This window comes from Micromonospora sp. AKA38, assembly GCF_027925725.1.
Classification (GTDB): domain Bacteria; phylum Actinomycetota; class Actinomycetes; order Mycobacteriales; family Micromonosporaceae; genus Micromonospora.
Map to the genome: position 1 here is coordinate 1 of NZ_BNEI01000005.1, position 20,031 is coordinate 20,031.

Sequence of the window (20,031 nt, forward strand, 5' to 3'; positions counted from 1 at the left end):
TTTGACCATCCGGCCGAACCGCGGGCCCAGTTCCTTGGCGGTCGGCAGCAGGTGCAGCTCGGCCAGCTCGGTGGCCGCCGGGATCCGCTCCGCCGGGTCGAACGTGGTGGCCACCCGTACGGTGACGCCAGGGCGCGGAACTGCGTCAACGCGTCGGTGAGGACCGCCACCCGCCCGGGGACGGTGCCCATCACCATCAGGACCTCGATCATGACCTACCTTCTCGGGCCAGGACGCGCGCGCCGGCGGGGACGTCCGCGGGGCGCCGGTGCCGAGACCAGCTCGGTGACCTCGCGGACGGCGGGAATGAGCTGCTCCTCGCGGGCGTACTGCCGCGCCTCGGCGCGGGCCTTCGCCCGCTCCTGGGGGCCGGCCTCGCGGGCCATCGCGGCGGCCCGCCGGAACGCGCCGGCCAGCTCGGCCGGGTCCAACCCGACCGCGCCGGTCCAGAGCGGGTACGTCGACAGCACGGTGGAGGCGTCGTGGTCCGCCTCGTGGGCGGAGACCACCGGCATCCCGGTGGCCATGTACTCGTAGACCTTGCCGGAGGTCATGAACCGGCCACCGGTCACCATCAGCACCACCGCGTCCCACCGGGAGTAGAGGTCCACCACCTCGGCCTTGGGCACCGAGCCGCCGACCACCACCCCGTCGACGGCGGCGGCCCGGAGCAGCTCGGCGTGGGCGTTGTCGCCGCGCGCCCAGGCCGCGCCGATGTGGCCGCGGACCTCGAAGCGCGCGTCGGCCAGCGCCGGGTCCTCCGCGCGCGCCGTCCGCCACCCCTCCAGCACGGCGCTCAGCAGCGGCACCGGCAGGTTGAGCGCGCCGAGGTAGCCGAAGGTGAGCGGCCGGTCGGCGGGGGCGGGGAGCGTCTCGGCCGGGATGCTGGCCGCGTCGTAGCCGTTGCGCACGACCCGCATCTTGTGCGCCAGCTCCGGATAGCGTTCGCGGTACCAGCGGGAGATCGGCTCGTTGACGTTCCAGATGGCGATGGCGTTGGTCAGCAGCTTGATCTCCCACTGCCCGGAGACCGACTCCCGGGTGAACGCCTCGCCGTTGTTGATCACGTCGACCGACCAGCCGTCGCGGAAGTCCACCACGTACGGGACCTGGTGGGTCTCCCACAGCTTCCACGTGGCGGACAGGTTCACGTACGGGGCGCAGGTGGTGACCAGCAGGTCGACCGGCCGCTCCCGGTGGATCTGGAGCAGGGCCTTCTCCAGCGCGGGACGCCAGCCGCCGAAGACCGGCTCCGGGAAGATCTTCAGGTTCTGCTTGCGCAGGTCGGCCAGGTAGTCCAGGTGAGCCAGCGCGCGCTGCTCGGTGAACGCGCGGATGTCGGTCTCCAGGTCGTCCCGGAACAGCGGCAGCTTCACCACCCGGACGTGCGGGTCCACCCCCTGGGACAACGTGTGGTCCAGCCCGTACTCGCGCTCCCACGCCTCGTCCGCGATGGTGACCGCGGTCACGTCCCAGCCCGCCGCGGCGAACTGGTTCGCGGTCTCCCGCATCCGGTAGGCGCAGCTCTTGGCGGCCGGCGGAAAGCCGATGGCCAAATAGATCATGTGCGGTCGGGACCCGGACCGTCGCGGCCGGGGGAGCTTCAACGAGTCCCAGAGAGTTCGCCCGTTGTTCATCGATTCCGATCCTGGGAGGGTGGGGGAGAGCGGAACGGCCCTCGGACAGCCTGCGGACCCTACAATAACGCCGTCCCGCGCGCCGGACGTGCCACCGAGGGGTGGGGGTCACCGCTTTCGTAGACTGCTACGCCATGACCTCGCCCGCGCCCGACACCCGCGATCGTGAGCCCGTGCCCGCCGGGGACGCCGAGGTGGCCGGTGGCGACACCCCCGGTCCGGCGCCGGCGGCCGAGGGTCGTCCGGCTCGCCGGCGGTGGTCCCGGGTCGACGCGGTGGTCGCGCTGGTGTTCCTGCTCGGCGCGGTCTGGGTCACCGCCCGGGGCTGGCGGGACCCGGGCGGGCGACTGCTCGGCAGCCGCCCCAACGACCAGGGCTTCAACGAGTGGATGCTGGCGTACGCGGCGCACGCGGTCAGCCACCTGGAGAACCCGTTCTTCACCACGCTCCAGAACGCCCCGGCCGGGGTGAACCTGATGACCAACGTCGGGCTCCAGCTCCCCGGGCTGGTGCTCGCCCCGGTCACCCTGCTGTTCGGCGCGTCCTTCTCCTATCTGCTGTTCATCACGCTGAACCTGGCCGGCACCGGATACGCCTGGTACCACGTGCTCTCCCGGCACCTGGTCGACTCCCGGGCCGCCGCGTTCGTCGGCGGGCTGTTCTGCGCCTTCGCCCCGGCGCTGGTCTCGCACAGCAACGGTCACCCGCACATCACCGCGCAGTGGCTGGTGCCGTTCATCGTCTGGCGGGTGGTCGCGCTGTCCCGGGGCGGGCACGTGGTCCGCGACGGCCTGGTGCTGGGCGGGCTGGTGGTGGCCCAGTTCTTCGTGAGCCTGGAGATCCTCTTCCTCACCGCGCTCGGCTGCCTGATGCTGGTCCTGGCCCACCTGGCGGTGCGACCCCGCGACGCGCTGCGCCGGGCGCGCCCGATGCTGCCCGGGCTGGCGATCACCGCCGTGCTGGTGGGGGTCGCGGCGGCGTACCCGCTCTGGATGCAGTTCGCCGGGCCGCAGCACCGGGTGGGCCACCCGGGCACCCCGGACATCTACGCCCTCAAGCTCGGCTCGTACGTCAGGTACGCCACCCAGTCGGTGGCCGGCGGCCCGACCAGCGCGGTCGGCTGGGCGCCGAACACCACCGAGCAGGCCAGCTTCTACGGCTGGTCGCTGCTGGTGCTCGCGGCCGGCGCGCTGTGGTGGCTGCGGCGGGACGTGACGGCCCGGGTGCTCGGCGTCGTCGGCCTGGTCTCGGCGCTGTTCTCGATCGGCACCACCTGGACGTCCGGCACCCGCCGCACCGACATTCCGGCGCCGTTCGCGCTGGTGCAGGACCTGCCCGTGTTCGACTCCGTGGTGGTGGCCCGGTTCGCGCTGATCACCACCGTGGCGCTCGGTGTCCTGCTGGCCGTGGCCGGCGACCGGCTCGCCGCCCGGCGGGACGAGCCGTCCGGGCGACTGGCCGCCCGGGTCGGTGCCGTCGCGGTGGCCGCCGCGCTGCTGCCGGTGCTGCCGGTGCCGCTTGAGGCGCGGGGTCGCACGCCGGTGCCGGAGTTCGTCACCGGCGGGGCCTGGCGCGACCACGTGGCGCCCGGTCGCACCCTGGTGCCGGTGCCGGTCAACGGCATGACGTCGCTGTACTGGAGTTCGGCCGCGGTGGCCGGCTTCGCGGTGCCCGAGGGCTACTTCCTCGGGCCGGTCTCCGCCACCGACGCGACCGGGCGCTGGGGCGTCGACCCGCAGCCCACCGCCAAGCTGCTCACCGCCGTGTCCCGGGGCGAACGGGACACCGCGGTCGGACCGGCCGACATCGCCCAGGCCCGCACCGACGTGCGGTACTGGAAGGCCGACGCGGTGGTGCTGCCGGACCGGGGGGCGCGCCGCCACGACGACCTCAAGGTCGTGCTCGACGCGCTGTACGGCCCCGGCCGGCGGGTCGACGACGTGTGGCTCTGGGACGTCCGGCCGGTCACCCGCTGACCGCCCGGCGGCGGGCCGGTCAGGGCGACTTCGTCCAGATCAGCAGCAGGTACCCCCCGAAGTAGGCGGAGAACACGACGAGCGTCACCAGCACCGTGACGGCCCGGGCCCGACCGGCCCGGGCCAGGCCCACGGCCGCCGGCAGCAGCAGCGGGAACGCCGGCAGCAGGAACCGCGCCTTGGAGTGGTAGTAGCCGGCCGCGCCGAGCGTGGTCACCAGCAGCAGGCCGCTGTAGAGCAGCAGTTGCCAGGGCTGCCGGTCGAGCACGCTCAGCACGAAGAACATCAGCGACACCAACGCCACCACGGTGACCACCAGCAGCGGCAGCGCGGCCACCTGCACCAGCGCCTGCTGCCCCCGGTCGACGGTGTAGACGCCGAAGTCGAACGAGGTGCCCCAGCCGGCCGACTGGATGTGGAACCAGCCGTCCGGCCGTCCGGTCCGCGCCCCCACCCAGGCCAGGTACGCCAGCCAGCCGGCGGGCGCGAGCAGCAGCGCCGCGTACGGCCGCCAGCCGTCCCGCCGCCGGAGCACCGCCAGCAGCGCGGCCAGCCCGACCACCGGGATCAGGGACGAGGCGGTGGGCCGGGTCAGGCCGGCGAACAGGCAGACCACCCCGGCGGTGACCCAGTGCCGGCGCAGCAGCGCGTACAGCGTCCACGCGGCGAGCGCGGTGAACAGGCTCTCGCTGTAGCCCATCGACTCCACCACCGCGTGCGGCATTGCCGCCCAGAGCGCGGCGAGCAGGACGCCGGTGCGCCGGTCGTGCAGGTACGCGCCGATCGCGAACAGCCCCCACGCGGCGGCCAGCCCGGCCAGCCACGCCACCAGCAGCGCCGACTCGCGTGGGCTGAGCGGGGAGATCCGGTCCAGGGCCGCGGTCAGGCCCGGGTAGAGCGGGAAGAACGCCATGTTGCTCTGCGTCTTCTCGTACCCGTCGTACCCGTGCTGCGCGATGGCGAGGTACCAGCCGCCGTCGGCCCGGGTGAGCTGCTCGACCGGGTTGCTCCCCACGTTGCCGGCCCAGATCCAGACGGTCAGCAGCCCGATCAGGCGGATCACGGCGTAGACCGCCAGCGCGGGCAGCGCGGCGCGGGCGGCGTGGCGCAGCCGCCCGGCGGGCGTGGGCCGGGGCGGGTCGGGCGCTGCCGACGCCGGGCGGCTCGGTTCCTCGGTCGTCACCACGTCCATTGTCTGATCCATCCGCGCTGACCTGGTGTGATCCGGCGGCACGCGGGCCGTGGGCGGGCGGCGTGCCGCCGGCCCGGCGACGACCCGGGGCGTGCACCGGTCGTTGAACAGCATGGAGGGTAGCAATCGGCGCGACAGGTCACGGATCGCCGACGGCGGCCGGCGTGGCGGCCGGAACCGTTGTCGTAGACTCGCTCGGGTCCGCGGGCGCGGTGCTGGCGACGACGGAACGGGCAGGAATGGGATCTGACGGCACGACCGCAGCGGCGGGCACCCGGGGACGGGTGGTCATGCTGGTGGACAACGGGGTCATCGGGGACTCCCGGGTGCAGAAGGCGGCGCGGTCCGCCGCCGACGCCGGCTGGGACGTCGTCCTGCTCGGGCGCGCGCCGGTGGGCCAGCCGCAGAGCTGGCGGCTCGGCGCCGCCGAGGTGCGCCTGATCCCCATGGCCGAGCCGCTGTCCCGTCGCCGGCACGAGTTCCGCCGCGCCTGGCTGCGGCATCCGCTGGCGTACCCGCCGAGCGGCGTCGCCGCGCACCGCACCCAGACGGTCCGGGCGTGGCGCGCGGACCTGGCCGTCCGCCGGGCGGCGCTGACCACCGCGGCCCGCGAGTCCGGCGCCGGCCGCCCCGGCGGGCTGCCCTGGGCCACGCTGCGCGCCGAGGAGAAGCTGGCCGGCCTGACCCGTCGGTGGGTCGGGTTCCGTAACCGCCAGCTCACCCGCGCCCGCAAGGGCCGCAAGCTGGACGGCCCCTGGGACCGCGCGTACACGGCGTTCTGGCGTCGGCTGCGCGGCGACGGCGCGTGGCGCCGGCTGGAGCCCGGCCTGTGGGACTACGAGTTGGCGTACGGCCCGGTCGTCGACGAGCTGGCGCCGGACCTGATCCACGCCAACGACTTCCGGATGCTCGGCGTCGGCGCCCGCGCGAAGATCCGGGCCGCCGCCACGGGCCGGCGGATCGCGCTGGTGTGGGACGCCCACGAATACCTCCCCGGCGTGCAGCCGTGGCGGGACAACGCCCGTTGGCTGCCCGGCAACGTGGCGCACGAGCGGGAGTACGTGCCGTACGCGGACGCCACCACCACCGTCTCCGGCGGCCTGGCCGACCTGCTGCGCGAGGAACACCGGCTGGCCGAGCGCCCGGCCGTCGTGCTCAACGCCCCCGCGGTCGACGAGTTGCCGGCCGACCCGACCGGGCCGGTGCCGGACATCCGCGCGCTGTGCGGGCTCGGGCCGGACGCCCCGCTGCTGGTCTACAGCGGGGTGGCCGCCGCCAAGCGCGGGCTGGGCGTGCTGGTCGAGGCGCTGCCCCGGCTGCCCGGCGCGCACGTCGCCCTGGTGGTCAACAAACCCACCTCGGCGTACGTCAGGGGTCTGGTCACCCGGGCCGGTGAGCTGGACGTGGCGGACCGGCTGCACGTGCTGCCGTACGTGCCGCACCACCAGGTGGTCCGCTTCCTGGCCGGCGCGCAGGTCGGCGTCATCCCGATCCAGCACTGGCCGAACCACGAGATCGCGCTGATCACCAAGTTCTTCGAGTATTCACACGCCCGCCTGCCGCTCGTCGTCTCCGACGTGCGGACCATGGCCGAGACTGTCCGGGAGACCGGCCAGGGCGAGGTGTTCCGCGCCGAGGACGTGGCGGACTTCGTCCGGGCGGTCACCGCGGTGCTCGCCGATCCGGCGCGGTACCGCGCCGCGTACGACCGGCCGGGCCTGCTGACCGACTGGACGTGGGAGGCGCAGGCGCGGGTGCTCGACGACGTCTACGCCCGGCTGCTGCCCGACGCGCCGCCCCGCCCGGCCACGCCGGCGCCCGCGCCGGCTCCGGCGGCGGTTCCGGCTTCGGTGGAGGTGGGCGCGTGAGCCAGCCGGACGTGACGGTGGTGGTGGCCGTCTACAACACCATGCCGTACCTCACCGCCTGCCTGGACTCGCTGGTCGGCCAGACCATCGGCCGGGACCGGCTGGAGGTCGTCGCCGTCGACGACGGTTCCACCGACGGCAGCGGCGCGGAGCTGGACCGTTACGCCACCCGCTACCCGGGGACGGTCCGGGTGCTGCACCAGGCCAACTCCGGTGGCCCGGCGGCGCCGAGCAACCTGGCGCTGGACCACGCCCGGGGCCGCTACGTCTTCTTCGTCGGCTCCGACGACCACCTCGGGCCGGAGGCCCTGGAGCGCCTGGTCGCCGCCGCCGACCGGTGGGACTCCGACGTGGTGCTCGGCCGGATGGTCGGCACCAACAAGCGCTACGTGCACCAGGCGGCGTACGCCTGCACCGCGGAGCGGCTCGACCTGTTCGACAGCGCGCTGCCCTGGTCGCTGTCGAACACCAAGCTGTTCCGCCGGGACCTCGTCGAGCAGCACGGGCTGCGCTTCCGCACCGACATGCCGATGGGCAGCGACCAGCCGTTCACGCTGGAGGCGTGCTTCCGGGCGAAGAAGGTCTCGGTCCTCGGCGACTACGACTACTACTTCGCCGTCAAGCGGGACAACGCCCAGAACATCACCTACGCCAGCCGCTTCTCCGAGCGGTTGCGCTGCGCCGAGGAGCTGGTCGCGTTCGTGGCCGGCCTGATCGGGCCCGGCCCGAAGCGGGACGCGGTGCTGGTGCGCCACTTCAGCTGGGAGGTGGCGAAGCTGCTCCGCGAGGAGTTCCTGACCCTCTCCCCGGACGTGCAGCAGCACGTCCACGACCGGGTCCGGAAGCTGGCCGGGGCGTACCTCACCGAGGGCGTGCTCGCCCGGATGGAGCCGGCCCTGCGGGTGCGGCTGGCGGTGGCGCGCGACGGCGGGCTCGACGCGCTGCGCGAGCTGATCGGGCAGCAGGCCGACAAGACGCTGCCCGAGGTCACCGTGGACGACGGTCGCTGGTACGCCCACCACGTCGGGTTCCGCGACCCCGCGTTCGGCTACCCGGACGACTGGTACGACGTCACCGACCGTGCCGCCGCGCAGCTCGCGAAGCTGACCGCGACCGGGCTGGCCTGGGGGCGGGACGCCGCCGGTGCGCGGGCCCTGGTGGTCACCGCCCGGAGCCGGTGGGCGGAGCTGGCCGAGCTGAGCGCCGAGGCGCTGCGGGTGAGCGTGGGCGATCTCACGGGTGCCACGTCGGTGACGCCGGACGGGCCCGGTACCGTCGTACGGACCGACTTCGCGGTGGACCGGCTGTTGGCGGTCGTCGCGCCGAACGGGGAACGGCGGACGGTACGCGCCGAGGTGTCCGCGCTTGACGGGGCCGGCTCGGCGCCGATGCGCACCGACCGACCCGTCGCCGCGCCCAAGCTGCTGGCCCGCCACGGCGCCCGGTTGCACCTCGTCACACCCACCACGAACCACAAGGGCCACGTGATCGTCGCGATCACGCCGGTGACCCCCGGTCGGTTCCTTGCCCGCCTGCGCCGCATCTGGCCCTCTGGAGGAAAGTAGTTCATGAACATCTGCGTCGTCGCGCTCGGAAAGATCGGCCTGCCGCTCGCCGTGCAGTTCGCCTCGAAGGGGCACCGGGTGATCGGTGCCGACGTCTCCGAGCGGGTCGTCCAGCTGGTCAACGACGGTGCCGTGCCCTTCCCGGGTGAGGCCGACCTGGACGTCAAGCTGAAGGAGGCGGTCGCCGCCGGGCTGCTGTCGGCCACCACCGACACCGCCGCCGCGGTCGCCGAGTCGGAGGCGGTCGTCGTGGTCGTGCCGCTGTTCGTGGACGCCGAGGGCGTACCGGACTTCGGCTGGATGGACGACGCCACCCGGGCCATCGCCCGTGGCCTCAAGCCGGGCACGCTGGTCAGCTACGAGACCACGCTTCCGGTCGGCACCACCCGCAGCCGCTGGGCGCCGATGCTCTCCGAGGGCTCCGGCCTCACCGCCGGCACCGATTTCCACCTGGTGTTCAGCCCCGAGCGGGTGCTCACCGGCCGGGTCTTCGCCGACCTGCGCCGCTACCCGAAGCTGGTCGGCGGCATCGACGAGGCGTCCGCCGCGCACGGCGTGCGGTTCTACGAGGCGGTGCTCGACTTCGACGAGCGGGCCGACCTGGACAAGCCCAACGGCGTGTGGGACCTCGGTTCGGCGGAGGCGTCCGAGCTGGCCAAGCTCGCCGAGACGACCTACCGGGACGTGAACATCGGCCTGGCGAACCAGTTCGCCCGCTTCGCGGACACGGTCGGCGTGGACGTCACCAAGGTGATCGAGGCGTGCAACACCCAGCCGTACAGCCACATCCACTCGCCGGGCATCGCGGTCGGCGGCCACTGCATCCCGATCTACCCGCGGATGTACCTGTGGAACGACCCGGCGGCCACCGTGGTCCGCTCGGCGCGTGAGGCCAACGCCGCGATGCCGGACTACGCGGTCGACCTGCTCGCCGCCGCGTACGGCGACCTGACCGGGGTGGGCGTGCTGGTGCTGGGCGCCGCCTACCGGGGCGGCGTGAAGGAGACCGCCTTCTCGGGCGTCTTCCCGACCGTGGAGGCGCTGCGCCGGCGGGGCGCGACGCCCTACGTGTCCGACCCGATGTACTCGAACGAGGAGCTGGCCGCGCACGGCCTGCCCGGTTACGACGGTGAGCCGGTCGGCGCGGCGGTGATCCAGGCCGACCACGCGGAGTACCGCAACCTCACCCCGGCCGACCTGCCGGGCGTGACGGTGCTGGTGGACGGCCGTCGGGTCACCGACCCGGCCCGCTGGGCGGGCGTGCGCCGGGTGGTCATCGGCGGTTGATCAGGCTGCGCGGCGGGCCCCGGCCGGAACGGCCGGGGCCCGCTTCGTGTTGTGCCCCGGCGGGTACCGGGCGTGAAAGTCGTCGTCCGATGTTCACCTCTCGGACACCCCGGTAATACTTGCGTCACTTGACCCGTTTAGGGTCGCAGCCGTCCGGTATCGGGCCTCGCCGACAGCGGCGGGCAGACAGGGAGCGTGTCGTTGTTCAGCAGAGTACGCAGCCAGCAGGGCCTCGCCGCGGTGGGCGCGACGCTCCTCGGGTACGGCGTGATGATCCTCGCCGGGGCGCTCGGCCTGGTGGTCCCGTACGCGGTGGCCGCGGTGGTCGCCCTCGCCGGTGAGGCGGCCCTGGCCGTCCGGTACGCCGGGACGGCCGAGCTGCTCGCCAAGGCCGGTGTGGGCGCCACGTTCCGGCGGCTGCTGCGGGACCTGTCGGTGGTCCTGCTGGTGCTCGCCGCCGTGCGTCCGGGCGTCACCGGCACGGTTGGGGTGCTGCTGCTGCCCGCCGCGCTGTGGACCCTCGCCGTGCTCACCACCGCCGTGACGAAGACGATCGACGGGCGGGTCGACCCGCCGGCGTACACCCGCAACATCGACCTCGGCGCGCTGCGCCGCGTCCCGGTGCCGCCGGCCTGGGCGCGCGGGCTGGCCGGGCTGCGGATGCCGCTGCTCAACGTGCTGCTGGTGCCGGCGGCGGTGGTGGCCGCCGCGCTGGACCGGGTCGCCCCCGTGGTGTTCACCGGCCTGGTCACGCTGGTCGCCGGTCTGGTCACCGCCGTGGTGCTGGCGCTGACCGCGCTGCGCGGCCGGGGCGGGACGCCGGGCGTGCTGCCCGCCGTGCACGACTGGCTGGCCCGGGAGCAGCCCGAGGTGGCGCTCTACTTCGCCGGCCCGGCCAAGGACGTCTACCAGGCCAACATGTGGCTCGCGCCGCTGGAGGCGACCGGCCGCCGCGCGGTGGTGCTGCTGCGCGCCGCGGACGCGTTCGACCAGCTCGCCGACACCCGGCTGCCGGTGGTCTGCGTGCCGGCCGGTGTCGACTTCATGAACCTCGACCTGGGCTCGCTGCGGGTCGCGCTGTACGCGGCCAACGTCGGCGCCAACATCCACCTGCTGCGCGAGCCGGGCGTGAAGCACGTCTTCGTCGGTCACGGCGACAGCGACAAGGCGGCTAGCGTCAACCCGTACAGCAAGGTGTACGACGAGGTGTGGGTGGCCGGCCCGGCCGGCCGGGAGCGGTACGCCCGGGCCGGCGTCGGCGTGCTGGACCGCGACATCGTGGAGGTGGGTCGCCCGCAGCTCGCCGGCGTGCACACGTTCGGCTCCGGCGCCACCGACCACGCGTTCACCGTGCTCTACGCGCCGACCTGGGAGGGCTGGCTGGACGACGACCCCTACCACACCTCGCTGGTGCTGATGGGGGAGCGGATCGTGGCCGGGCTGCTGGCCGCCGGGAACCTGCGGGTGGTCTACAAGCCGCACCCGTTGACCGGCACCCGCTCGCCGAAGGCCAGGGCGGCGCACGAGCGGATCGTGGCCCGGATCCGGGCCGCCGGCGGCGACACCGACCCGACCTCGCTCGACGGTGCCGCGCACCTGGTGGTCACCGGCCGCACGCCGGCGCTGTTCGACTGCTTCAACGTCACCGACCTGCTGGTCAGCGACGTGTCCAGCGTGGTCTCCGACTTCGTGCAGAGCGAGCGGCCGTACGTGGTGGCGAACCCGGCCGGGCTGTCCGAGGACGAGTTCCGCCGGCAGTTCCCCACCGCGCGGGCGGCGTACCTGCTCTCGGCGGACTGCGGCGAGCTGGCCAAGATCCTGGACGTGACCCGGGGCGGCGACGACCCGATGACCGAGGCGCGGCGGGAGCTGAAGGAATACCTGCTCGGCCCGGCCGGGTCCAACCCGATGGACCGCTTCCGGGACGAGATCGGCCGGCTCTGCGGCTGACCGGCGCACCGACGCGCGGGGGCGGTGACCGGTCCGGTCGCCGCCCCCGTCGCGCGTTCAGCCCTGCTGCGGCGGGTTGTCGACGTCCCGGGAGACGACCTCGCCCTTGGCGTCGACCCAGCCCTTGGGGCGGGCCGGGTTGCCGGCCACCAGCTGGTACGGCTGGACGTCCCGGGTGACCACCGAACCGGCCGCGATCATCGCGTACTCGCCGACCTCGATGCCGCACACCAGCGTCGCGTTGGCGCCGATCGACGCGCCGCGGCGGACCAGCGTCGGGGTGATCGTCCAGTCCGGATTCTGGGCACGCGGCCGGAAGTCGTTGGTGAACACCGCGCACGGCCCGACGAAGACCTCGTCCTCGATGGTCACGCCCTGGTAGACCGAGACGTTGTTCTGGATCTTCACCCGGTCACCGACCGTGACGCTCGCGTCGACGTACACGTTGCGGCCGATCACGCAGCCGGCACCGACCTGGGCGCTCGACCGGATGTGGGCCAGGTGCCAGACCTTGGTGCCGTCGCCGACCCGGGCGCCGTCCTCGACGTCGGCCGTCGGGTGGACGAAGACGGAGGCGGACCGGTCGTTGCTGTCAGTCATTTCCACTCGCATCGTTGCGGGGCGCGTCGCGCCGTCGGGCGGGGCTCGACGCAGCATAACGAGCGCTTCAGATGATCAGTTCGGCCACCGCGTCGGCGGCCGGCCGGTCCGCCGGCAGCGCGTGCGCGGCGACCACCGCGTCGACCGGCAGCGCGGCGTACAGGTGCGGGAAGAGCGCGCCGTCGCGGGACTCCTCCCAGCGCAACGCGTCGCCGAGCCGCGCCTCGTCCACCGCGAGCAGCGTGAGGCCGGTGACGCCGGCGAAGTACCGGCGCGCGGTCTCCACCACCTGCCCGGCGGCGGAGAGGTGGAGGTAGCCGTCCTGCCGGTCCAGGGCGGTGCCGGCGAAGCTCCCGGCCGCCCGCGCCGCCCGCCACTCGTCGTCGGCGAGAATCTTGTAGATCACCACCGCAGCCTAGAACGGCCCTCGCGTCCGGGCGACGCGTCTGCCACCATTCCGGGGGCAACAGGTCGAGCGGACGGAGAGACACGGGTGCGGATCCTCCTGGTCGAGGACGACCGACGGGTCGCCGCGGCGCTGTCGTCCGCGCTGACCCGCCGGGGATACCAGGTGGAGCACGCCGCCACGGTCGCCGCCGCGCTCTCCGCCGCCCCCTGCGACCTGGTGCTGCTCGACCTGACGCTGCCCGACGGCGACGGCACCGACCTGTGCCGCGAGCTGCGCCGGCGCAGCAGCCAACTCGGCATCATCGCGGTGACCGCCCGGGGCGAGGAACGCGACCGGGTGCTGGGCCTGCGACTGGGCGCCGACGACTACGTGGTCAAGCCGTTCTCGATGGTGGAGTTGCAGGCCCGGATCGAGGCGGTGCTGCGCCGGGCCGCGCACACCGTGCCGGAACGCCACCTGATCGAGGCGGGCGAGGTCCGCATCGACGTGGGCGGCCGGACGGTCAGCGTGGCCGGGCGGGCGGTGACGCTGACCCGTAAGGAGTTCGACATCCTGCTCTCGCTGGCCCGCCAGCCCGGGGTCGCGGTGCCCCGGGACCGCATCCTGCTCGACGTGTGGGGCACCACCTGGGCCGACCGGCACACCGTCGAGGTGCACGTCGGTTCGTTGCGCGGCAAGCTCGGCGACCCGACGCTGGTGGAGACCGTACGCGGGGTCGGCTACCGGCTCCGCACCACGTGAGGAGGCCGCGGTGCGCCGCCGGTTGGTGATCAGCTACCTGCTGCTGATGGTGCTGGTGCTGCTCGCGCTGGAGACCCCGCTGGCGGTGACGCTGGCGTCCCGGGAGACCGACCGGGTCCGGGCCGACCGGCTCGCCGACGCCACCCGCTTCGCGTCGCTCGCCGGTCCGGCGCTGCGCGGCGGCAGTCCCGGCCCGCTGGACGGGGAACTGGCCGCCTACGACGACCTCTACCGCATCGGCGCGGCGGTGGTGGACCGGGACCGGCGCACCGTCGCCGCGTCGTCCCGGTGGGAGCCGGACGCCGGCACCGGCCCGGCGGTCGACACCGCGCTGTCCGGGCAGCAGTTCAGCGGCCCGGAGTCGGTCTGGCCCTGGGTGGACGGGCCGCTGGTGACGGCCGTCCCGATCAACGACGGCGGCGAGGTGCTCGGCGCGGTGGTCACCACCACCCCGGCCGACGCGGTGCGCCGCACCGTCACGGTGTGGTGGCTGATGCTGGCCGGCATCGGCCTGCTCGCGGTGCTGGCCTGCGTCTCCACCGCGTTCGGGCTGGCCGGCTGGGTGCTGCGCCCGGTCACCGAGCTGGACGCGGCGACCCACGAGATCGCCGAGGGGCGCCGCACCGCCCGGGTCCGGCCCCGCCTCGGCCCGCCGGAGCTGCGCCGGTTGGCGACCAGCTTCAACCACATGGTCGACGCGGTCTCCGACGTGATGGACCGGCAGCGGGCCTTCGTCGCGCACGCCAGCCACCAGCTCCGCAACCCGTTGACCGCGCTGCGGCTGCGGGTGGAGGAGCTGGGCCCCAGCCTCACCGACCCGGACGGCCGGGCCGAGCACCGGCTGGCGCTGGAGGAGACCGACCGGCTGGCCACCGTGCTCGACGCGCTGCTGACGCTGGCCCGGGCCGAGCGGGAGGAGAACCAGCGGGTCACCGTGGACGCGGGCGCGGCCGCCGCGTCCCGGGTGGCGGCCTGGCTGCCGCTGGCCCGGCACCGGGCGGTCACGCTCCGGCTCGACCCGGTCGACACGCCGGCGTACGCCCGGACCGTGCCGACCGCGATCGACCAGGCGCTCGACGCGCTGATCGACAACGCGGTCAAGTTCAGCGGCGCCGGGGGAGAGGTGACGGTGACCGTCCGCCCGGCCGACGGCGGGACGGCGCTGACCGTGGCCGACACCGGCCCCGGCATGACGGCCAGCCAGCTCGACCAGGCCACCGAGCGGTTCTGGCGGGCGCCGGACGCGCAGAACGTGGACGGCGCGGGGCTGGGGCTGACCATCGCCGCGGTGCTCGTCGACGCGTCCGACGGCCGGCTCACCATGCGCCAGGGAGAGCCGAGGGGCCTGGTCGCCGAGCTGTGGTTCCCGGCGCCGCCCGACGACGCCGACGCCCTCGACCCGGCCGACGGGCCGGCCGCGCCGCAGCGCCACGACGAGCCGGTCGGCCGCTGACCCCGGTCAGGGCTTGGCGTCGCGGTACCACCGGGCCGCGCCCGGGTGCAGCGGCAGCGGGGTGGTCACGATCGCCGACCGGGGGCTCATCCGGCCGGCCGCCGGATGCGCCGCGGCCAACTCCTCCCGGCGTTCCATCAGCAACCGGGTCACCTCGCGCACCAGGTCGGCGGGGAGGCTGGCGCGGACGATCAGGTAGTTCGGGTTCGCCACCGTGCTGACCGGCTCCGCCTGGTAGACCGAGCGGGGAATGTCCCGGGTGACGTAGACCTGCCCGTACGCGCGCCGCAGCGGCTCGGTCCAGTCGCCCAGGTCGACCATCCGCAGCGAGGTCTGCTGGGCCAGCTCGGCGACGCCGCGCACCGGCAGGCCGCCGGAGAAGAAGAACGCGTCGATCCGCCCCTCGCGCAACGCGGCCACCGAGTCGTCCAGCCCCAGGTGCTCCTGGCGGATCCGGGCGCCGCCGAGCTGCGCCACCTCCAGCAGCCGGGTGGCGGTGACCTCGGTGCCGGAGCCGTCGGCGCCCACCGAGACTCGCCGCCCCCGCAGGTCGGCGAGCGTGCGGACCGGACCGCCAGCGGTGGTCACCAGGTGCAGCAGGTCGTCGTAGACGCGGGCCACGGCGAGCACGGCCGGGTGGGCCGGCTCCCGGGGCGGCAGCACGTCGGCCTGGGTGAAGCCCAGCTCCGCGTCGCCGGCGCCGACCAGCCGGACGTTCTGCGCGGAGGCGGCGGTCACCACCACGTCCGCCCGCACCCCGGGCAGCTCCCGGTTGAGCAGCGCGGCGAGCGACTGGCCGAAGGCATGGTAGACGGCGGTCGGGCTGCCGGTGGCGATCCGGATCCGCACCGGCTCGGAGGGCTCGTCCCGGCAACCGGCCACCGCGGCGACGAGCAGCAGCAGCAACGCCAGCGGGGCTGCGGTCCGGCGCCGGCCGCGCGCAGACCAGTGTCGGTTCACGCGCTGCACTCTGCGCCGTGCAACCGCCGCCGCGCAAGCCCGCCGCCGGGACCGGTCAGCCCAGGGCGGCGCTCTCGGTGATCCGGGCCCGGTGCTCGCCGTTGGCGACGCTCACCAGGAAACAGCCCGAACCCGGCCGCAACGCCGCCGGCACCTCCAGCAGCGCCGCGCCGCGCACCAGCACCGCCGCCAGGTCCCGGTCGGTGAGCCGGATGCCGAGGCAGTGCCGGCGTACGTGCCGGCCGCCGGCGAGCAGCGCGGCCCGCCAGACCGCGGTGGCCAGCCGGGGACGCCAGACGCGGCGGGCCGTCGACGCGCCCGGGAACGGCCCGCCGAGCAGCTCGCGACGGCCCTGCCGCCAGCCGGCCGCCAGCAGGTTCGCGTACGTCGACCGGTGCTCCGGGAGCACCGACAGCCGGTGCAACTCGTACCGGCGGCGCAGCCCACCGGTGGTCAGCTCGTGCGCGACCGGCACGTCGAGCCGGCGCAGCAGGTACCGCATCCGGTGCGCCGCGTCCTCCCGGTTGAACTCGGCGATCCCGCCCCGGTACGGGTCGACGTCGAGCCGGCGGACGTGCCCGGCCGGCGGCGTCGTGCAGCGCACCAGGCAGGCGAGTTCGAAGGCGTCGGTCAGGGTCGGCCAGTCCAGCGGCGGGGGCGACGACGGGCGCGGCCGGTCGAGCAGCGTGGTGGGCTCGGAGAGCATCGGCACAGCTCCTTGGTCGACGTCGGGGCCCCTCTACCGTGGCCCGCACCGCCGGGCCGGGGAACCGCTGCGCCCGAGCCTTGAGCAAAATTTGCGCGAAGCCGCGCTCAGAGTTCGGTCACGACCACGTCGAGCAGCCGGGGCCGGCCGGGCGTGCGGGGGCCCTCCTCGACCGTGTGCCCCAGCTCGCGCAGCGCCCCCACCAGCGCGGCGGCGCTGCGCGGGCGGGCGTCGGCGACGAGCAGGTCACGGACCAGCCGGCCCTTGGTGGCCTTGTTGAAGTGGCTCACCACCGACCGGGACGGGGTGCCGTCCACCAGCCGTTCGTGCAGCACCCGCACCGTCACCGTCCGGTCGGCGAGCGGGCCCGATGGCGTCCAGGTGGCCGCGTACGCGCCGGAGCGCAGGTCCAGCACCGGGCCGCGACCCGCCGCCGCCGTCATGGCCGGGTCCAGCGCGGCCCGCCAGTACGCCGCCAGCGCCCCGATCCCCGGCAGCCGCGCCCCGACCGGGCAGCGGTACGGCGGCACCCGGTCGGTGAGCCGCACCGCGCCCCACAGGCCGGAGCTGATCAGCACCGACCGGCGGGCGGCCCGCTGCGCCGCCGGGGGGAGCGTGGCCAGGTCGAGCGCCTCGTAGAGCACCCCGGTGTAGAGCCGCCCGGCCGGTGCGGTCGCCGCCACCCGCAGGCGCGCGTTGCGGCGCAGCTCGCCGCGCTGCCCCTCGCTCAACCCCAACGCGTCCCGGGCGGCGGCCTCGTCCGGCCCGGCGCACAGCGCGACGAGCGCGTCCAGCACCGCGTCCCGGGCCGGGTTCAGCTCGGGCAGGGAGAGCCGGGACAGGTCCAGCCGGCGGCCGGTGCCGGCGTCGGCCTTGCCCTCGGACGGGGGCAGCAGGATGAGCATCGGCACAGCGTACGGGCGCGCCTCAGCGCCACGGCCGCACGGCACGCTCCGGGTGGTACACGCGACTGTGCCCCACCTCGGCCACCACCGCCGCGTCGGCCCGCCCGCCCAGCAGCCGCCGCAGGGCGCGCTCGGCCGGCGACCCGACCGCCACCACGTACCCGGGGCGGGCCGCCCGTGCCACCCGCTGCCAGTACGCCGGGTAGCGGTTCTGTCCCGGGGTCAGGTTGCCGTCCAGCACGCCGCAGGCCACCGCCTCGCCGGTGTTGAAGATCAGCCGGTTGCAGGTCCAGTAGTCGCCGTACACCTCGTGCAGCCCGGCGCGCCGCACCGCGCCGGCCAACCGGCGGGCGTCCCGCTCGTCGGCGCGGATCCCGGGCAGGCCGACCAGGAGCGTCGCGGTGCCGGCCAGCGTGGCGGCGGTCAGCCCGGCCAGCATCACGGCGGCCGGCAGGCCGCGCAGCCGGTCCGCCCGGCCGGCGGTGGCCCGCAGCGCGGGCGCGGCGGCGCGCCAGAGCGGCCAGAGCACCGCCGGCAGCGACACCTGGAGCACCGACAGGTAACGCGCGTCGCCCAGCGGGTCGGTGGCGGCGAGCGGGCTGCGCACGTACGCCAGCAGCGTCAACGCCGCGCCGGCGACCAGCGCGAGGATCGCCGCGGCCCGGACCCGCGCGGCCGGGTCCCCGGCCCGGCGGTACGCGACCACGCCGAGCCCGGCGGCGGTCACCAGCAGCACCGGGTAGAGCACGCCGAACCACTGCGCCCAGCGCGCGCAGCCGTCCATCGGGCAGAGCCCGGACGCCAGCGGCACCCCCTCCAGCAGCCCGCCGTGCAGCCGCGCCGCGAGCGACGGGGCGACCCCCTCCTTCGTGCTGATCTCCCGGAACACCGACAGGGAGTCCTGCCCGGGCGGCGCCACCACGTTGTCCTTGATCATCGGTGCGACGCCGGCCAGGAAACCGACGACCAGCAGCACGCCCGGCCAGCCGATCAGGTCCCGGGGCGCGGCCAGCACCAGCACCACGCCGGCCGCCAGCAGGTAGGGCGTGATCAGCCAGTCCGACCAGAGCGCCAGCCCGGTGAGCAGGCCGAACGCGCCGGTGGCGAGCCAGCGGTGCCGGACCCGCCGCTCGCCGAGCGCGACCGCGAGCAGCAGCAACGCCAGCACCGCCGGTTTGACCTCGGGCCGGCCGCCGACCACGGTGAGCTGGTCCCGGACCACCCGCTCCGAGCCGAGCGCCAGCAGGCCCACCACGGCCACCGCCAGCCAGGGGGAGAACAGCCGGCGGGTCAACCGGTACGCCAACCACAGGAAGACCGCGTAGAGCGCGAGCAGTGGCAGCCGCAGCACCGGCCAGCTCGGCCCGGCCCAGCCCACCAGCGGCGCGGCCAGGTACGACTCCAGCATCCCCATGTAGCGCTGGCCGTAGAGGAAGACCGGCCGCTCGTGGCCGCCGGCGATGTGCAGCGCGGCCAGGCCGAACGTGGCCTCGTCGCTGTTCGAGGCGGGCACCGTGAACAGCGTCAGCACCAGCCGGTAGCCGACCCCGGCCGCGCCGAGCAGCAACGCCACCAGCGCCGGCGCGTCCGGGTTGCGCTTCGCTGTCGACACGACCCAGGCCCCCGTCGTCGCCCCCGACCGCAGTCTGACACGCTGCTCACCCGGTGCCGGGGCGGATCGGCGGAGATCACTCGCGTGGCCGGGCCCGGCCTGTTGTGGCAGGGTTGGCACGTGCCGCCGACACCACCGGACCAGCTCGCCGTGCCCCAACTGCACCGCGCCGCGCGCATCGAGGACGCGCTGCACGGCCTGGTGGAGCGCCGGTTGCGGCGCACCGGGTGGCAGCCCAACATCATCGCGTACGCCGGTTACGGCGCGCCGGGCTGGGCGCGGGTGCTCTGCCGCGTGCTGCTGGGCCGACCGGACACCCGCCGCCGCGGCCGGCTGGACAAGGTGCGCGGCTGGCGCAGCTTCGCCACCCTGCCGGCCAAGCACGCCCGGGTGACCGTCGAGGTCAACGGCGTGCGCCACGAGGTCACCGCGGACCGCAGCGGCTTCGTCGACACCGTCGTCGAGGGTGACTTCACGCCCGGCTGGGGCTGCGTACGCCTGAGCGTGGCGGACGCCGAGCCGGTGGAGGCGCTGGTGCGCGTCCTCGACCCGAACGTCCGGTTCGGCATCCTCTCCGACATCGACGACACGGTCATGGTGACCGCGCTGCCCCGGCCGATGCTCGCCGCGTGGAACACGTTCGTGCTCGACGAGCACGCCCGCAACGCCGTGCCCGGCATGGCGGTGCTCTACGAGCGCCTGGCCACCGCCCACCCCGGCGCGCCGGTCTTCTACCTCTCCACCGGCGCCTGGAACGTCGCGCCCACGCTGACCCGGTTCCTGTCCCGGCACCTCTACCCGGCCGGGCCGCTGCTGCTCACCGACTGGGGGCCGACCGCCGACCGCTGGTTCCGCAGCGGGCGGGAGCACAAGCGGGCCACGCTGGCCCGGCTGTCCCGCGAGTTCCCCGAGGTGCGCTGGCTGCTGATCGGCGACGACGGGCAGCACGACCCGGAGATCTACCGGGAGTTCGCCGCCGCCCACCCGGACAACGTGGCCGGCGTGGCGATCCGGCGACTCTCGCCGACGCAGTCCGTGCTCGCCGGCAGCCTCCCCGCGCCGCAGGGACGGTCCTCCTCCGGCCCGGTCGGCCAGAAGTGGCTCAGCGCCCCCGACGGCGCCGGCCTGTGGAAGCTCCTCCGCGAAGCCGACCTGGTCTGATCGCCGGGC

General features: G+C 74.8%; 16 protein-coding genes. 8 read left to right on the forward strand and 8 right to left on the reverse strand.

From position 1 onward, the window contains the following. Window positions 1-215 precede the first annotated feature (215 nt). Entirely contained in the window at window positions 216-1,565 is a 1,350-nt protein-coding gene (locus tag TPA0908_RS17645) for a glycosyltransferase family protein (RefSeq protein WP_281939350.1), read from the reverse strand. A gap of 206 nt (window positions 1,566-1,771) precedes the next feature. Here TPA0908_RS17645 and TPA0908_RS17650 point away from each other — a divergent pair, with 206 nt between their 5' ends. After that, on the forward strand, window positions 1,772-3,613 hold the full coding sequence (locus tag TPA0908_RS17650) for a hypothetical protein (protein ID WP_281934692.1): 1,842 nt from the start codon (window positions 1,772-1,774) through the stop codon (window positions 3,611-3,613). A gap of 19 nt (window positions 3,614-3,632) precedes the next feature. Here TPA0908_RS17650 and TPA0908_RS17655 read toward each other — a convergent pair whose 3' ends face one another. Further along, window positions 3,633-4,817: a glycosyltransferase family protein gene (locus TPA0908_RS17655; RefSeq protein ID WP_281934691.1), complete on the reverse strand. Its 1,185-nt coding sequence runs from the start codon at window positions 4,815-4,817 to the stop codon at window positions 3,633-3,635. 278 nt (window positions 4,818-5,095) lie between these two features. On the opposite strand from TPA0908_RS17655, the gene TPA0908_RS17660 reads away from it, so the two are divergent. The 4 genes from TPA0908_RS17660 (at window position 5,096) to TPA0908_RS17675 (ending at window position 11,475) form a co-directional block, all read left to right on the forward strand. Further along, entirely contained in the window at window positions 5,096-6,673 is a 1,578-nt protein-coding gene (locus TPA0908_RS17660) for a glycosyltransferase family 4 protein (RefSeq protein WP_281934689.1), read from the forward strand. Continuing rightward, on the forward strand, window positions 6,670-8,238 hold the full coding sequence (locus tag TPA0908_RS17665; RefSeq protein WP_281934687.1) for a glycosyltransferase: 1,569 nt from the start codon (window positions 6,670-6,672) through the stop codon (window positions 8,236-8,238). Before TPA0908_RS17660 ends, TPA0908_RS17665 begins: the two co-directional genes overlap by 4 nt. Window positions 8,239-8,241: 3 nt before the next feature. Further along, window positions 8,242-9,525: a nucleotide sugar dehydrogenase gene (locus tag TPA0908_RS17670; protein ID WP_281934685.1), complete on the forward strand. Its 1,284-nt coding sequence runs from the start codon at window positions 8,242-8,244 to the stop codon at window positions 9,523-9,525. A gap of 201 nt (window positions 9,526-9,726) precedes the next feature. After that, a complete protein-coding gene (locus TPA0908_RS17675) occupies window positions 9,727-11,475 on the forward strand; it encodes a CDP-glycerol glycerophosphotransferase family protein (RefSeq protein WP_281939352.1) in 1,749 nt (582 codons plus the stop codon). Window positions 11,476-11,532: 57 nt separating this feature from the next. Here TPA0908_RS17675 and TPA0908_RS17680 read toward each other — a convergent pair whose 3' ends face one another. Further along, window positions 11,533-12,075, reverse strand: a complete 543-nt coding sequence (locus tag TPA0908_RS17680; protein WP_281939354.1) for an acyltransferase — start codon at window positions 12,073-12,075, stop codon at window positions 11,533-11,535. A gap of 67 nt (window positions 12,076-12,142) precedes the next feature. After that, on the reverse strand, window positions 12,143-12,481 hold the full coding sequence (locus TPA0908_RS17685; RefSeq protein WP_281939356.1) for a DUF952 domain-containing protein: 339 nt from the start codon (window positions 12,479-12,481) through the stop codon (window positions 12,143-12,145). Between the two features lie 87 nt (window positions 12,482-12,568). Between TPA0908_RS17685 and TPA0908_RS17690 the strand changes: the two genes are divergently transcribed. Both TPA0908_RS17690 and TPA0908_RS17695 read left to right on the forward strand, forming a co-directional pair. Beyond that, entirely contained in the window at window positions 12,569-13,225 is a 657-nt protein-coding gene (locus TPA0908_RS17690; RefSeq protein ID WP_107156668.1) for a response regulator transcription factor, read from the forward strand. A 10-nt stretch (window positions 13,226-13,235) separates the two neighbouring features. After that, window positions 13,236-14,678, forward strand: coding sequence for a sensor histidine kinase (locus TPA0908_RS17695; RefSeq protein ID WP_281939359.1), 1,443 nt, complete (start codon window positions 13,236-13,238; stop codon window positions 14,676-14,678). A gap of 6 nt (window positions 14,679-14,684) precedes the next feature. Here the strand turns inward: TPA0908_RS17695 and TPA0908_RS17700 are convergent, their stop codons facing one another. From TPA0908_RS17700 to TPA0908_RS17715, 4 genes are all read right to left on the reverse strand, one after another. Then, entirely contained in the window at window positions 14,685-15,638 is a 954-nt protein-coding gene (locus TPA0908_RS17700; protein ID WP_281939362.1) for a TAXI family TRAP transporter solute-binding subunit, read from the reverse strand. Between the two features lie 55 nt (window positions 15,639-15,693). Continuing rightward, on the reverse strand, window positions 15,694-16,344 hold the full coding sequence (locus tag TPA0908_RS17705) for a hypothetical protein (protein WP_281939364.1): 651 nt from the start codon (window positions 16,342-16,344) through the stop codon (window positions 15,694-15,696). Window positions 16,345-16,451: 107 nt separating this feature from the next. After that, window positions 16,452-17,249 carry a peroxide stress protein YaaA gene (yaaA, locus tag TPA0908_RS17710; RefSeq protein WP_281939365.1) on the reverse strand — a complete coding sequence of 266 codons (798 nt, stop codon included), beginning with the start codon at window positions 17,247-17,249 and terminating at the stop codon, window positions 16,452-16,454. Between the two features lie 22 nt (window positions 17,250-17,271). After that, the gene (locus TPA0908_RS17715) at window positions 17,272-18,861 is read right to left on the reverse strand and encodes a hypothetical protein (protein ID WP_281939366.1); all 1,590 of its coding nucleotides are present in this window, start codon (window positions 18,859-18,861) and stop codon (window positions 17,272-17,274) included. A gap of 120 nt (window positions 18,862-18,981) precedes the next feature. On the opposite strand from TPA0908_RS17715, the gene TPA0908_RS17720 reads away from it, so the two are divergent. Then, window positions 18,982-20,022 (forward strand): App1 family protein, encoded by a 1,041-nt coding sequence (locus TPA0908_RS17720; RefSeq protein WP_281942593.1) that lies wholly within the window; start codon window positions 18,982-18,984, stop codon window positions 20,020-20,022. The last annotated feature ends 9 nt before the right edge of the window (window positions 20,023-20,031 follow it).

What these genes read in the sequence shown, in the direction of transcription:
- TPA0908_RS17650 (WP_281934692.1), top strand. Translation starts at nt 1,772, where the DNA reads ATGACCTCGCCCGCGCCCGACACCCGCGATCGTGAGCCCGTGCCCGCC.
- TPA0908_RS17705 (WP_281939364.1), bottom strand. Translation starts at nt 16,344, where the DNA reads ATGCTCTCCGAGCCCACCACGCTGCTCGACCGGCCGCGCCCGTCGTCG.
- TPA0908_RS17645 (WP_281939350.1), bottom strand. Translation starts at nt 1,565, where the DNA reads ATGATCTATTTGGCCATCGGCTTTCCGCCGGCCGCCAAGAGCTGCGCC.
- TPA0908_RS17660 (WP_281934689.1), top strand. Translation starts at nt 5,096, where the DNA reads ATGCTGGTGGACAACGGGGTCATCGGGGACTCCCGGGTGCAGAAGGCG.
- TPA0908_RS17655 (WP_281934691.1), bottom strand. Translation starts at nt 4,817, where the DNA reads ATGGATCAGACAATGGACGTGGTGACGACCGAGGAACCGAGCCGCCCG.
- TPA0908_RS17670 (WP_281934685.1), top strand. Translation starts at nt 8,242, where the DNA reads ATGAACATCTGCGTCGTCGCGCTCGGAAAGATCGGCCTGCCGCTCGCC.
- yaaA (WP_281939365.1), bottom strand. Translation starts at nt 17,249, where the DNA reads ATGCTCATCCTGCTGCCCCCGTCCGAGGGCAAGGCCGACGCCGGCACC.
- TPA0908_RS17680 (WP_281939354.1), bottom strand. Translation starts at nt 12,075, where the DNA reads ATGACTGACAGCAACGACCGGTCCGCCTCCGTCTTCGTCCACCCGACG.